8 protein-coding genes and 1 rRNA gene are annotated in these 15,311 nt (G+C 40.9%); all 9 read left to right on the top strand.

Annotated elements, in window-relative coordinates; translation table 11 throughout:
- Nucleotides 1–32: 32 nt before the first annotated feature.
- Entirely contained in the window at nt 33–3,917 is a 3,885-nt protein-coding gene (locus SG0102_RS15010) for an EAL domain-containing protein (protein ID WP_125120687.1), read from the top strand.
- A gap of 168 nt (nt 3,918–4,085) precedes the next feature.
- The gene (locus SG0102_RS15005) at nt 4,086–4,937 is read left to right on the top strand and encodes an SDR family oxidoreductase (RefSeq protein WP_125120686.1); all 852 of its coding nucleotides are present in this window, start codon (nt 4,086–4,088) and stop codon (nt 4,935–4,937) included.
- On the top strand, nt 4,934–6,265 hold the full coding sequence (locus SG0102_RS15000) for a dicarboxylate/amino acid:cation symporter (RefSeq protein ID WP_125120685.1): 1,332 nt from the start codon (nt 4,934–4,936) through the stop codon (nt 6,263–6,265). Before SG0102_RS15005 ends, SG0102_RS15000 begins: the two co-directional genes overlap by 4 nt.
- Nucleotides 6,266–6,278: 13 nt before the next feature.
- Complete coding sequence (locus SG0102_RS14995) at nt 6,279–7,040, top strand: MurR/RpiR family transcriptional regulator (RefSeq protein WP_125120684.1); 762 nt, start codon at nt 6,279–6,281, stop codon at nt 7,038–7,040.
- Between the two features lie 107 nt (nt 7,041–7,147).
- The gene (locus tag SG0102_RS14990; protein WP_125120683.1) at nt 7,148–8,278 is read left to right on the top strand and encodes an anaerobic ribonucleoside-triphosphate reductase activating protein; all 1,131 of its coding nucleotides are present in this window, start codon (nt 7,148–7,150) and stop codon (nt 8,276–8,278) included.
- Nucleotides 8,279–8,596: 318 nt separating this feature from the next.
- The gene (gene iscB, locus SG0102_RS14985; RefSeq protein ID WP_125120682.1) at nt 8,597–9,838 is read left to right on the top strand and encodes an RNA-guided endonuclease IscB; all 1,242 of its coding nucleotides are present in this window, start codon (nt 8,597–8,599) and stop codon (nt 9,836–9,838) included.
- Nucleotides 9,839–9,894: 56 nt separating this feature from the next.
- Nucleotides 9,895–12,258, top strand: coding sequence for a ribonucleoside triphosphate reductase (locus SG0102_RS14980; RefSeq protein WP_125120681.1), 2,364 nt, complete (start codon nt 9,895–9,897; stop codon nt 12,256–12,258).
- A 129-nt stretch (nt 12,259–12,387) separates the two neighbouring features.
- A complete protein-coding gene (locus SG0102_RS14975; RefSeq protein WP_197715053.1) occupies nt 12,388–13,284 on the top strand; it encodes an EamA family transporter in 897 nt (298 codons plus the stop codon).
- Nucleotides 13,285–13,551: 267 nt separating this feature from the next.
- Nucleotides 13,552–15,077, top strand: a 16S ribosomal RNA gene (locus tag SG0102_RS14970).
- Nucleotides 15,078–15,311 lie beyond the last annotated feature (234 nt).

The following is a 15,311-nucleotide window of genomic DNA, read 5'->3' as shown; positions in this document are numbered from 1 at the left end:
AAAAGAAAGCAATACAAGTTGAGGCAAAAATTATGGGACAATTACAACAGCAGGAATTATTACAAAACTTACAATGGGTAAATTCGATTTCTGGTACAAAAGATCATACTATTTTTAAGAAGGAAGAAAACTATTATCTTAAACATTCCTCCGTTTTATGCGTTGTGCGTCTCGCTCAGTACGCGCAGTTAGCAGAAAGCAAAGATAAGGAATATATTTCTACAATTTTACGTCTTGTCGGTCGCTTGTTACAAAGACATTTTGGCTTAGATCATGTTTATTACTTTGAAGAAGGTATTTTTGTCATTTTAGCGAAGAAGCTTTTTGACCTAGAATTTGAAACGCATATCCAGCAGATTGTCCGTGATTGGTCGATTCTCGAGATTGAACATGAAAAAGTGAATATACATTTACGTGCTGGTTATCTTTATGGCTGTCCTGTTGACCAAAAAGAGATTGAAGATATGTACCAGCATTGCCTTGATTTCGCGATGCATACCGATAGTGTCTATGGAACTGAATACTTCTCCCTGATCAATGTGACGGAAAATAATGTTTTACAGTTTTATGAGACAGATACTACGGATAAGATTACCGGCTTGCTGACCAAAGAAGATTTTCTCAAACTGTGTCCTAAAATTATTGAAAAAGCCCATTTGAATAATCAAAAAATATATATCATGTATTTGAATATTCTGAATTTTAAATTATTCAATGATAATTATGGCTATGATAAAGGAAATCAGTTCCTGGTAGAATTTGCGAAGGTCTTACGTAAACAATATCCAAACCATTTTATCGCTCGTTTTGAGGCTGATCATTTTTACGTCATGCTTTATGAAACAGATTTTAAAGCTGATTTAGAAGCAATTCAAAAGGCTATAAGACAAGGTGCTCACAGTGTGTATTTGGGTGTTAAAGCAGGGATTTGTGAAATTCCATTAGAGGATACACTTTCTTTTGAAACCTATTGTGACCGTGCTAAAGTCAGTGCGGATTACATTAAAAAAACAAATAAAATGTATCGTATTTATAGTGATAACTTCTCTGGTAAAAATGTCCGTGAGAAATATATTATTGAACATTTCCGTGAAGCCTTAGAAAAGAAATGGATCAAACTTTATTTTCAGCCGGTTGTACGAACGATCAATGAAGAGTTATGCTCAATGGAAGTCTTAGCACGCTGGGAAGATCCAACCTATGGCTTATTGCCGCCAATACTCTTTATTCCGGTGTTAGAAGATTATCATCTGATTCATCATCTTGATATGTATATTATCGAAACCTTATGTAAAGTTTATCGTCAGCGTCAGGATGCTCATCAGGTTACCTATCCAGTATCTTTTAATTTATCTCGTTTAGACTTTGAACTCTGTGATATCTTTGATGTCATTGAAACCAATAGCCGTAATTATCGGGTCCCAAAGTCTTATTTGAATATCGAAATTACGGAAAGTATTATGACGGATAATGAAGAATTCATGAAAGCAAAAATTCATCAGTTCCAGGATGCTGGCTATGCCGTGTGGATTGATGACTTCGGCTCAGAATATTCATCATTAAATACACTTAAAGAATATGAATTTGATGAATTGAAGATTGATATGAAATTCTTAAGCGAATTCAGCCGTAAATCAAAACAAATTATCGCTTCCATTGTCAATATGGCTAAACAGTTAGGTATTCAGACCTTAGCGGAAGGGGTCGAAACGAAAGAACAGTATGACTTCTTACGAGGCATTGGCTGTGAAAAAGTTCAAGGCTATTATTTTAGTAAACCATTACCGATCGATGAGATGTTTCATGTCCTTAACGAAAAGAATATTCACGGTGAAAATACAATTTACAGCGAGTATTACGATCGGATCGGCCGAGTTGATTTATTAAGCTCTCATCCTTTTGATTTTAAACGGTTAGATAATTATGAAAGTGCCGAGCCGCTAGCTATCATGCAATACAAAGACTATAAGCTTAGTTATATTAATGCGAATCAGGCATACTTTGGTTTCCTGAAATCATTAGGGGTATATTCTCTGAAGGAATCAGAAATTCTTATTAACGATGAAAGCTGGAATATTTCTGCTCATTTTAAAGCCATTGCGGATAAAACCAGAGACACTGATAAAATTGAATACCTGGATTTCTTTGATCAGGATAATCATTGTGTTTTAGAAGTGAAAGGTATTGCCAGCAATAAGGATTCGGTTTCATTTCTTGTTCATGGTGAAAACCTGTCTAAAACCAATGTCGGATTACGTCATGAAGATGAGCTTAATACATCTTTGCGTATTGTTTACTCATTATTCGAACATATTTATCTCATCGATCAAAGTGATCATAAGGCGCATACGCTCTACACAAATGCTCATTTTAGCAGTTTAAATGATGCGGAAGATATCGATGAAGTCGTTAATCGTTTCTATAATGAGGAAGTGTATATCGATGACCGTTTACGCTTTAAGAAGTTTTTGGCGAAGGATTCGCTTAGCGAGCGGATCGAAAAAGCCGATGATAAAACATTACGTGGCTTATTTAGAATTAAACGTCGTAATGGCGTCTACAAATGGACTTTAGTAACGATTAAAAAGCTTTTCCGCAGCGGTCATATGAAAGGAATCGTTGCTTTAAGCGATATGGAAAAAGATCAGTTTGCGGTGATGCAGACGAAGGCGCTCAATACAAATCAAGTCCAAGATACGCAGGGCTTGAATACTGATGTATTGTGGAATAACATTTTGCAGACAGATTTTGGGATCTTCTGGAAAGATGATCAGCGTCGCTTCTTAGGGGCCAATAGCGTCTTTAAAGAATATTATGAAATTGTTGACGATAGTCAGTTTATTGGCAAAACGGATGAAGAATTAGGCTGGAACGTGGATCCGGTGCGCTTTAATCGCGTTGAAGAGCGAGTATTAAAAGAAGGAGAAGTGGTCCGTGGTGAAATTGGCGAAAGTATTGTCCATGGCAATATGAAGACCATTGTGACTGATAAACAGCCTATTTATAGCAATGATGGCAAAATTGTCGGTCTGCTTGGCTACTTTAGAGAGGTGGCGCAGTATCGTAAAATTAAAGAACGCATGAAATCTTTAGCGCAATATGACGAGCTGACTGATTCAGTGAATAGTCAAGGCTTACGTGAAGGGGCCCATAACTTTGTGGAATCCTATGATTTTCGCCATATCGACTTCGCTTTAACAATCTTTAAGCTGGAAAACTTAAAAGAATTTGTCAACGCCTATGGCTACAGCATGGGTGAAGAAATGATCAAAAGTGTTTTCGAAATACTTAAGAAAACCTTTGGTATGAACTCCTTATTAGGTCATCCGGAATTTGACATCTTAACAATCTTACATCAGACGTCACCTTATGGCGACTATCAGCGTCGAGTGGAAGAAGTTCAAGAACAGATTCAAAAGATCAATCGTATTGCCGGCATTCGCTATAATATCTATACTACGGTCTCAACGACATACTATAGTGAAGTAGAAGACTTTGAAAAGATGAAATATCTTGGCTTAGCGCGTTTAGAGATGAAGAATATGAAAAAAGATCATCTCATTGCAGAAGATATCCCGCAGTTCACACGTCAAGAAATTATTAATGAAATGCGTCGCTTTATGAGGATTTTTGATGTTGTACGTTTAGTGGATCCAGACTGTAATAGTTCAAAAACACTTGATCGGGAAGGGCAGTTATTTACCGTGCCACGTAAGTGCTATGGCTTACTAGGGAAAGATGGCCGCTGCCTCAATTGTATTTCCCGTAAGACGATTGAAACCCATGAGTCACAAAATAAAGTGGAGAAAACGCCAGATGGAGATTATTTTGTTGTAAGTCGCTTCGTCGTTGTCGAAGGAAAAGAATATTCCCTGGAACTTATTAAAAAAATAACAATAACTAATAATGACTTTTAAAGGCAAAGGAGTTTCCCTTGATGGGGATCTCCTTTTTCATGTTATACGAAATGTAATCGTTTAGATTAGCGAAAATATTTTATTAAATTGAAAAAGATAGCTTATCAGCTAGATAATTTGAATTGATTATGATAGGATTGTCACAAAATAAAAAAAGGAGAATTGTATATGAGTTTAAATACCCGTATTTGGATTACTGGCGCACAAGGGCGTTTAGGGTCAGCCCTTGCTCGTCATTTCGATCGTACAACGGATTATGAGATTCTTACAAGTGATCTTGATGTTCCAGTTGATGATCGAGCTCAGGTGATCAGATTTGCAGATCTGAATCATCCTGATATTATCGTTAATTGTGCAGCAATTTCCGATAACAATTATTGTGAAGAGCATCCTGATGATGCGTTCCGTGTCAATGCCATTGGGGCACGTAACTTAGCCATTGCGGCGCGACGTATTGATGCGAAACTGATCCACATCTCAACAGATGATGTCTTCGGCTTAGAATTTGAACGTCCACGTAATGAATTTGAACATCCGCAGCCACGCACAGTTTATGGGAAGAGTAAACTAGCTGGAGAAGAATTAGTTCAGAAATTACATGATAAACATGCTATTATTCGTTCTTCTTGGATCTATGGATCTAACTATGACGAGATGGACGAAGTTTTACAGAAAGCGAAACGCGGGGAAACGATTCAGGTGCCAATGAAACAGTATTCGACACCAACAACCTGCAAAGCTTTAGTTGATTTCATTACTACATTATTAGATGTTTCAGAATATGGTATTTTCCATGCCTCTTGCCGTGGTGCCTGCCATCGTCGAGAATTCATTGAAGAAGCGATTCGCTTAGCTGGCTATGAAGCGAATATCGAAGTTGTCGATGAGGATTCTTTACGTCCGCCATTTAGTGTGCTTGATAACATGATGTTAAGAATCACTGGCATTTATCAGATGCCGGACTGGCATGATGATTTAAAAGCCTATATCGAACGACGTAAGAAAAGAGGTGTGCTATGAAAACTAACAATAAGAAGAAATTGGGTTTAACGACCAAGATCTTTATTGCCTTGATCTTAGGGGCGCTCATTGGGATTGTCATTAACTTAACCTGTATCAAAAATCCGTTTGTCTCAAAATATGTTGTGCAAGGTCTCTTTTACGTAGTTGGACAGGCTTTTATCCGTGGTATGCAGATGCTTGTTGTGCCATTGGTCTTTGTCTCCATCGCAACAGGGGCGGCGGCGATCGGCGATACGAAAACCTTAGGGAAAGTCGGTGTCAAAACCGTGATTTTCTATCTGATCACAACCATTTTAGCAGTGACCGTCGCTTTAGGTGTTGCTAATCTGATCAATCCAGGTCAGGGCGCAAACTTAAGCAAGTTAGAAAGTATTGCGAAAACCGCAACCACAACGGTCAGCACAACCGGTGCGGCTACGAAAACCAGTATGGTGGATACATTATTAAATATTATTCCTACTAACCCAGTGCAGGCCTTAGCCAATGGGGATATGTTAGCGATCATCTTCTTTGCCGTTTTAATTGGGATTATTCTTGCCAAGTTAGGCGATAAAACCCAGCAGGTACATAACTTATTAAATCAGTGTAACGATATCATGATGGAAATGACTATGATGGTCATGAAAGTAGCACCAGTCTGTGTCTTCTGTCTGATTGCCAGAACGTTCTCAACCTTAGGCTATTCCGTGATGTTCTACATGTTAAAATATATGATCGCGGTAATTTTAGCCTTAGCAGTACAGTGTTTAGTCGTTTACCAGATCATGCTCAAGGTGACAACAGGTTTAAGCCCATTCGTTTTCTTAAAGAAATTCTTCCCAGTTCAGGCTTTTGCCTTCTCAACGGCCACTTCGAATGCGACAATTCCAATGAATATCGATACCCTTTATGAAAAGATGGGCGTATCTAAACGTATTTCATCTTTCACGATCCCTTTAGGGGCAACCGTCAATATGGATGGGACCTCGATCATGCAGGGGGTTGCGGTCGTCTTCGTCGCACAGGCATTTGGTATCCATTTATCCTTAGCTAACTATATAACTGTTATTGCGACAGCGACTTTAGCATCGATCGGGACAGCTGGGGTACCATCAGTTGGTTTAATCACTTTAACAATGGTCTTCAATTCCGTTGGTTTACCAGTCTCTGGTATTTCCATGATCATGGGTATTGACCGTATCTTAGATATGATCCGTACCGCTGTTAACATCACTGGTGATGCGGTATGTACAACGGTTGTGGCATACCAGAATGGTGATGTTGATAAAGACGTTTACTACAGTGACGTCAAAAAAGATTTAGAAGAAGCGCACTCTGAGGCGTAGGAAGGAGATAAGTATGTTTGATAATAAAGCCATCGCTTCATTAAATGAAACAGAAGCAAAAATCTATCGTTATGTCATTGACTCTATAGATGATATTGCCCGTTTAGGGGTCCGTGAATTAGCAAATGATACGTTCACTTCAACCGCTACGGTCATACGTATGTATAAAAAGCTTGGCTGTAACTCTTTTGAGGAATTCAAACATGCGCTTTACTCTTACTTTCATAATGATCAGTTCTCGCTAGAAAACGAAAAGAAGTCATTAAGTAAAACGATGGAGTTTCTTATGAGCAGTGATTTTGATCGGGTGATCGATCAGGCCACTGATTTGATCATGGCTTCTCGCTCGATGACGATCTTTGGGATTGGTAATTCGGGCGCGATCGCTCGTTATGGTGCTCGCTATTTATCGAATGTCGGCTATTTTGCGGTTGCTGTTGGTGATCCCTTCTATCCGCCGGACTTACGAACCGATGAAAATACTTTGGCAATTGCCGTTTCGGAATCCGGCGAAACGAATGAACTGATCGATCAGCTGATGAATTATAAAAGCCGTGGGGCTAAGGTGATTGTCATTACCGCTGCGCCGCATTCCACGCTCGCGCTAATGGCGGATTTAGTTATTCGCTTCTATGCTGAACGATACATGCTGCCACAAACATATTCCTTAACCAGTGAAATGTCCGTGGTTTATATCTTTGAACGCTTAGGCCGTGAACTCTTTAAACGCGATAAGCGGATCTTAAAATCTACACCGCACTCAGTGCACGCATAAACGGTGATCAAAACACCGTTTTTTCTTTTGCACGATACTCCTTGTCAGAGTGAAATGGCAGTGTTACACTGTAATTAGTTGAAAAGCCAACTAAAGGATGTGAAAACATGAGTAAAGCCCCTGATTTGTTAATTAATAATTCCATTCTCTATCGTTGTACCCAGAAGTATTACGATAAACGTTTAGCCCAGTATAATATTGGCTATGGTCAGATTCTGTTTTTAATGATGATCAATGAACATGAAGGTATCACGATGAAACAGTTATCCGCCTTAGGATCCTTTGATAAAGGCACGACCACCAAAGGTATTAATAAGTTAGAAAGCATCGGTTATGTGCGCTTAGAAGTTGATCCTCACGATAAACGCTCTAAGCTGATCTATACTACAGAAAAAGCCAAAGATATCATTTCGATGATGTACATTATCCGAAAAGACTGGTGGGCCCATATTACAGCAGGCTTATCCCTAGAAGAAAGCGCCGCCTTTAATCAGCTGCTCAATCAGGTTGTCGAAAATGCTTTGGCAGAAGTCAAAGACGTTCAGGAAGTCCACTTCTATGGCATGCAGAAAGTAACCTTGTTAGATTATCCCGGTTATGTGGCAGCGACCTTATTTACCGGCGGCTGTAACTTTAAGTGTCCTTACTGCCATAATGCGGAGCTGGTCTTCTTACCGGAATCAGCGGTTGAGATCCCTTTAGAGAGTGTTTCGTCTTTCTTACATAAACGGACGAAAGTCTTAGAAGGTATTTGTATTTCCGGCGGTGAACCGCTTTTACATGAAGGTTTAATAGATTACCTGCAGGAAGTCAAAGCCTTAGGCTATAAAGTTAAGATTGATACAAATGGTTCTTTCCCTGATCGTCTGAAGGCGATCGTTGAAGCGGGACTGTGCGACTATGTTGCTGTTGATATTAAAAACAGTCCAGAAAAATACGGTCAGACCATTGGGGTTGAACACTATGATGTCACGCCGATCACTAAAACCATTCAATATTTATTAGAAGATCATGTTGATTATGAGTTTCGCACCACCTGCATGGAAGAATTCCATACCGTGGAAGACTTTGTGAAGATCGGGGAGTGGATCCAAGGCGCCAAACGTTACTATCTGCAAAACTATCAGGATCATGAACAGGTGATCACGAAAATGCATCCCTGTACTAATGAAGAATTAACTGTTTTTAAGAAAACTATCAAGCCGTATGTCAAAGAATGTTTAATCAGAGAAAGTTAGAGGACTAATTGTTAAGTAACAAAAAACATAGAAATATGTACGTAAACATAGACAGGAGTGGACACATTAAGTCTCTTGTCTATGGCTTAACAATAGGTTTCGAGCCTAAGTGACTGCTGCTATCGAAAGATATGTTGCAGATATGAACTACATTAAGCAGTAAGGTAAAGACACACCTTTAGATGTAATCTTCAGTCTGAAGCTCTGTGAGTGCAAACCAAGAAACAATGCTAATGTCCTGCATTGATAACAGGGAAACACATGTCCTCTACTCGATATTGGCACGAAGAGAAATACTCCGAAAGGAAGGTGTCAGAAATGACAAGCTATGCTTTTGTATTGGATGCTGATAATAAACAATTAGCGCCAACCAAAGAACAGAAGGCTTGGTTTCTTATTCGTAAGAAACGAGCAACATTGCTCAGCAGATATCCAATGGTAATACAACTCAAAAAGAAAATTTCAGATCAAGAAATCTGCAAAGATGAAATTCGTTGTGGAATAGATGACGGAGGTCTTCATGTTGGTGTCGCATTAGTACAGAAATGTCAGACGCGAAACAAAGTCATTTTTAAAGGAACTATTGAACAGCGTAATGATGTAAAACATCTTATGGACGTTAGACGTGGATTTAGGCGTTATCACCGTGATCATAAAAGATATAGACCAGTGAGATTTGACAACAGAAAATCCTCTAAACGAAAAGGGAGAATTGCACCAAGTATTTTACAAAAACGTCAATCAACAATAAGAGTTATCAATCAACTTAACAAATGGGTAAATATAACGAATTATTGGTTAGAAGATGTTGCTATTGATATAAGAGCATTGACAGATGGCTATAAACCATATCGGTGGCAATATCAAAAATCAAATAGACTGGACGAGAATATCCGTAAAGCTGTCATTTTACGAGACGGTTGCCAATGTATGGAATGTGGAAAATCTAATTGTAGATTAGAGGTTCATCACATTAAGCCAAGAAGACTGAAAGGTTCAAATACGCTTGGTAATCTTATTACGTTATGTACAGGATGTCACCAGAAAACAGAAGGTGTAGAAGAATTATACATGAACAGATACTTCGCTTTGTTAAATTCTTCTGACAATAAGAACCTGAATTATGCACAGCATGTAATGATAGGTAAAAAATGGCTGAGAAAACAGTTATCAAATTTAGGAATGTTACATTTAACCAACGGAGGTGATACAGCCAATAAGCGTATTGACTGGGGTATTGCAAAATCACATTCTAATGATGCCATCTGTATCACAGACTTGCGGCCAGACACATGTGAAATCAAAGAATGGGTAATAAAACCTATGCGAAGACAAAGTAAGGCTAAGACAGATAATGTTCTTGGAATTAAACATAGGGATTTGGTTGAGTACACTTTTATGAACGGTGAAACACATAGAGGGTATGTAACAGCTTTATATCCAGAACAAAACGTTCTTAATTTTCAAAGTCCAACAAAACATTGCAAGAAAGTTAACGCAAGAAAATGCAAAGTGCTTTGGAAATATTCTAAGATTTATTGGTTAGATAATGTTAGTTAGACACATTTGTCTATATTTAAACATAAATAATAATGATTTAATAAGGAGGTATCACAATGTATCGTGTCGTTAAAAGAGATGGCAAAATCTCTGAATTTGATATTCATAAAATTTCTCGTGCTATTGAGAAAGCCTTTATCTCCCAAAATAAAGCCACTCATCCATCCGTGATGGATATGCTGGCACTCAAAGTCACTAGTGATTTTGAAAGTAAGATCAAAGATGATCTCATCAATGTAGAAGATATTCAGGATAGCGTGGAGAAAGTCTTATCAGAATCCGGCTATGCCGATGTCGCAAAAGCGTATATCCTTTATCGTAAGCAGCATGAAAAAGTCCGTAATATGAAATCAACTATTCTGGACTATAAAGAAATTGTCGATTCCTATGTCAATGAAACCTCATGGCGGGTGAAAGAGAATTCCACTGTGACGTATTCTGTCGGCGGCTTGATTTTATCAAACAGCGGGGCTATTACCGCGAACTACTGGTTATCAGAAGTGTATGATGAAGAGATTGCGAATGCGCATCGTCAGGGTGATTTCCATATTCATGACTTATCAATGTTAACAGGGTATTGCGCCGGCTGGTCATTAAAACAGTTATTGGTTGAAGGCTTAGGCGGGATTCCTGGCAAGATTACCTCTAAACCCGCCAAACATTTATCGACGCTTTGTAATCAGATGGTCAATTTCTTAGGTATTATGCAAAATGAATGGGCAGGTGCGCAGGCATTCAGCAGTTTTGATACTTACTTAGCACCCTTTGTGAAAACAGATGATCTTTCTTATGATCAGGTTAAAAAGTGTATTGAATCCTTTATCTATGGCGTTAATACACCATCGCGCTGGGGCACCCAGGCACCTTTTACTAATATTACTTTAGACTGGGTCGTACCCCACGACTTAGCTGATTTACCTGCTATTGTTGGCGGGAAGGAAATGGACTTCTGTTATAAAGACTGTCAGAAAGAAATGGATATGATCAATAAAGCCTTTATTGAGGTGATGATCGAAGGCGATGCCAACGGTCGCGGTTTCCAGTATCCGATTCCAACATATTCCATTACCAAAGACTTTGACTGGAGTGAAACTGAAAATAATAAACTGCTTTTTGAAATGACAGCGAAATATGGAACACCTTATTTCTCTAACTATATTAACAGTGATATGGAACCAAGCGATGTCCGTTCTATGTGCTGCCGCTTACGTTTAGATTTAAGAGAGTTAAGACGTAAGTCCGGCGGGTTCTTCGGCAGCGGTGAATCAACGGGTTCGATTGGTGTCGTGACTATTAACTTACCGCGGATTGCTTACTTATCGAAAAATGAAGAAGAGTTTTATAAACGTTTGGATCATCTGATGGATTTGGCAGCTCGTTCTTTAAAAACCAAACGTAATGTCATTACTAAACTGTTAGAAGAAGGACTCTATCCTTATACCAAACGTTATCTGGGTTCTTTCAATAATCATTTCTCGACGATTGGCTTAGTCGGGATGAATGAAGCCTGCCTCAATGCGCCGTGGTTAAGGGTCAACTTAGGATCAAAGGACGCTCAGGCTTTTGCGAAAGATGTCTTAAACCATATGCGGGAACGTTTAGTGATCTATCAGGAACAGTATGGTGATCTCTATAACTTAGAAGCAACGCCAGCAGAATCTACGGCTTATCGTTTAGCGAAACACGATAAAGAAAAATATCCCGATATCATTACTGCTAGCGAAAATGCTGAACGCCCATTTTATACCAACTCATCCCATCTGCCAGTCGGCTTCACTGATGATATCTTCGAAGCATTAGATATTCAGGATGATTTACAGGTCTTATATACATCAGGTACCGTCTTCCATGCCTTCTTAGGTGAGAAGCTGCCAAACTGGCAAGCTGCCGCAAAGCTGGTCCGGACGATTGCGACGAATTATAAATTACCATACTATACCATTTCGCCAACTTACTCGATTTGTCAGGATCATGGCTATTTCGCTGGGGAAGTGGATACTTGCCCAATCTGCGACCAGCCGACGGAAGTATGGTCCCGGATTACCGGCTACTATCGCCCAATCTCGAACTGGAATGCCGGCAAGAGCCAGGAATGGGAAGAACGTGTCACGTATGATATGGGGGAAAAAGTCCATAGCGGCCGTGATTTCGTTAAACAGACACAAAAGCGCAAGACGCCGATTTCCAGCAATCGCTATTTATTCACCACGCCAACTTGTCCAAACTGCAAGATTGTACAGGAGATGTTAAAAAAGCGAGGCGTGGATTACCAGCTTATTGATGCCACGAAAGAGGTGGACTTAGCGAAACGCTATGATATTATGCGTGCGCCAACTTTAGTTGTCGATCATGATGAGCGTTATGAACAGTACAGTGATCTTTCTGCCATCCGTCAGTACATTGAAGGCTTGACAGCCTAATGTAAGCTCTTGTATAATAAGCGAGAACTTCAAATAAAACCGTTTTTTCGGACGTGGATTTTTCTAGAGAAATCTATTTTCGCCACATGGCCTTTTGGCTGTGTGGTCTTTTTTTATGAAAGGAGCGATATGATGAAACAGTCACGTTATGGTTTATGCGTTTTTCTGGGAGGCTGCTGTTATGGGATCCTCTCAACCTTTGTGAAATTTGCCTATAAAGCTGGCTTTACGCCAAATGAGGTTTCTGGCGGTCAGTATCTTTTTGGGGTTTTGATTATCTGGCTCATCTTCCTGTTTACCAAAAAGCAGAAGCTTTCTTTAAAACAGGTACTGATCCTCTTAGTTTCCGGTATTCCTTTTGGTTTAACCAGTATTTGTTACTACAGAGCATTACAGAGCTTAAATGCATCCTTAGCTATTATCTTCTTATTTCAGTTTGTCTGGATTGGCAGTCTCTTTGATTTTATTTTTAATCATCACAAACCAACCAAGCAAAAACTCATTTCTATTGCCATTTTATTAGCGGGCTCATTATTGGCTTCTGGGGTCTTTGCTCAGAGTGCGTCCTTCTCCTTAACGGGGATGCTTTGGGGGATTTTATCAGCCTTTACTTATACTGCCGGCATGTTTTTAAGCGGTCAGGTCGAAAAAGATTTACCACCAGTGGAAAGAAGTGCCCTCTTATCAACGGGTGGCATGATCCTGATTATGATCCTTTTACGCCCTGACTTCTTCACCGATGTCACAAAACTAACAGCGATTGCCCCCTATGCCACAGTATTAGGCTTATTTGGCGTTGCTTTACCACCTTTGCTTTATGCCATTGGCATTCCCCATGTCGGAACTGGCTTAGGCACTATCCTTTCGGCTTCAGAATTACCCGTAGCGGTCATGATGTCATACTTTGTCATTGGTGAACATATTGGTTTCATGCAGTGGCTTGGTGTGCTGCTGATCATCCTGGCAATCATTGCCGGCAATATGCAGCCAAAGAAAATCTTATCAATCAATCCATCTCAGCGTTAAGCTGAGATATTTTTTAAGCTGAATTATGTCGCTATTATCATAGTAATTCAGTATATCTAAAATAATGGATCAATTTATTTAAAAAATGTCTTGCAATTGTCCTGAAACTGGGGTAATATAAGCGAGCACTCCGGAAAGGAGCGCAATGCAGAACATTGAAAACTGAAAAGAAACACGTCAAAGAACTCATTTTTGAGCGGTGAACAAAACACCGAAAACAAATAGTCAGAAGTAATTTAATGAGCTTATTCAAAGCTCCATTCATAAACAATGGAGAGTTTGATCCTGGCTCAGGATGAACGCTGGCGGCGTGCCTAATACATGCAAGTCGAACGGAGCACCTTGGTGCTCAGTGGCGAACGGGTGAGGAGAACATAGGTAACCTGCCCCTCCGAGGGGGACAACAGCTGGAAACGGCTGCTAAGACCGCATAGACGCATTCAGGGCATCCTGGATGCGCTAAATGACCGTATGGTCAGCGGGGGGATGGACCTATGCAGTATTAGCTAGTTGGCGGGGCAACGGCCCACCAAGGCGACGATACTTAGCCGGCCTGAGAGGGCGGACGGCCACACTGGGACTGAGACACGGCCCAGACTCCTACGGGAGGCAGCAGTAGGGAATTTTCGGCAATGGGGGAAACCCTGACCGAGCAACGCCGCGTGAACGAAGAAGGCCTTCGGGTCGTAAAGTTCTGTTGTACGGGAAGAACGTCGGATGGAGGAAATGCCATGCGAGTGACGGTACCGAACATAGAAAGCCACGGCTAACTACGTGCCAGCAGCCGCGGTAATACGTAGGTGGCGAGCGTTATCCGGAATCATTGGGCGTAAAGAGGGAGCAGGCGGTGATACAGGTCTGGAGGTGAAAGCCCGAAGCTAAACTTCGGGAAGCCCCGGAAACCGGATCACTGGAGTGCGGAAGAGGATCGTGGAATTCCATGTGTAGCGGTGAAATGCGTAGATATATGGAGGAACACCAGTGGCGAAGGCGACGGTCTGGTCCGCAACTGACGCTCAGTCCCGAAAGCGTGGGGAGCAAATAGGATTAGATACCCTAGTAGTCCACGCCGTAAACGATCGATACTAAGTGTCGGGAGTCAGATCCCGGTGCTGCAGTCAACGCAATAAGTATCGCGCCTGAGTAGTACGTTCGCAAGAATGAAACTCAAAGGAATTGACGGGGGCCCGCACAAGCGGTGGAGCATGTGGTTTAATTCGAAGCAACGCGAAGAACCTTACCAGGTCTTGACATCGATCTAAAAGGGAGAGAGATCTCCTCATAGCTATAGAGAAGACAGGTGGTGCATGGTTGTCGTCAGCTCGTGTCGTGAGATGTTGGGTTAAGTCCCGCAACGAGCGCAACCCCTGTCGCCAGTTGCCAGCATTGAGTTGGGGACTCTGGCGAGACTGCCTCTGCAAGGAGGAGGAAGGCGGGGATGACGTCAAATCATCATGCCCCTTATGACCTGGGCCACACACGTGCTACAATGGACGGAGCAGAGGGAAGCGAGACCGCGAGGTTGAGCAGAGCCCAGAAACCCGTTCTCAGTTCGGACTGCAGTCTGCAACTCGACTGCACGAAGCTGGAATCGCTAGTAATCGCGGATCAGCATGCCGCGGTGAATACGTTCTCGGGCCTTGTACACACCGCCCGTCACACCATGAGAGTCAGCAACACCCGAAGCCGGTGGCTCAACCGCAAGGAGAGAGCTGTCTAAGGTGGGGCCGATGATTGGGGTGAAGTCGTAACAAGGTATCCCTACGGGAACGTGGGGATGGATCACCTCCTTTCTAGGGAGAAATGAGTGTTTCTTTTCGGTTTTCTCTGCTTAGCAGAGAAGGAAGACCCTTGAAAACCGCATACAATCAAAAGCAAAGAGAAGACTTATTAATTAAGATTAGTAAGACTTCCTGCAAACACTATATAAGGATAAGATCAGAGAAACATCAAAGGTCTAGAATCTGGTATAGTGGGCAAAAGCTAAGATAAACAAGAGAAACAGTTAGATCAAGAATAACAGTCAG

Source organism: Intestinibaculum porci (assembly GCF_003925875.1).
GTDB lineage: Bacteria > Bacillota_I > Bacilli_A > Erysipelotrichales > Coprobacillaceae > Intestinibaculum > Intestinibaculum porci.
Note: the sequence above shows the minus strand (reverse complement) of the source record. Positions and strands in the feature narration are given on the sequence as shown.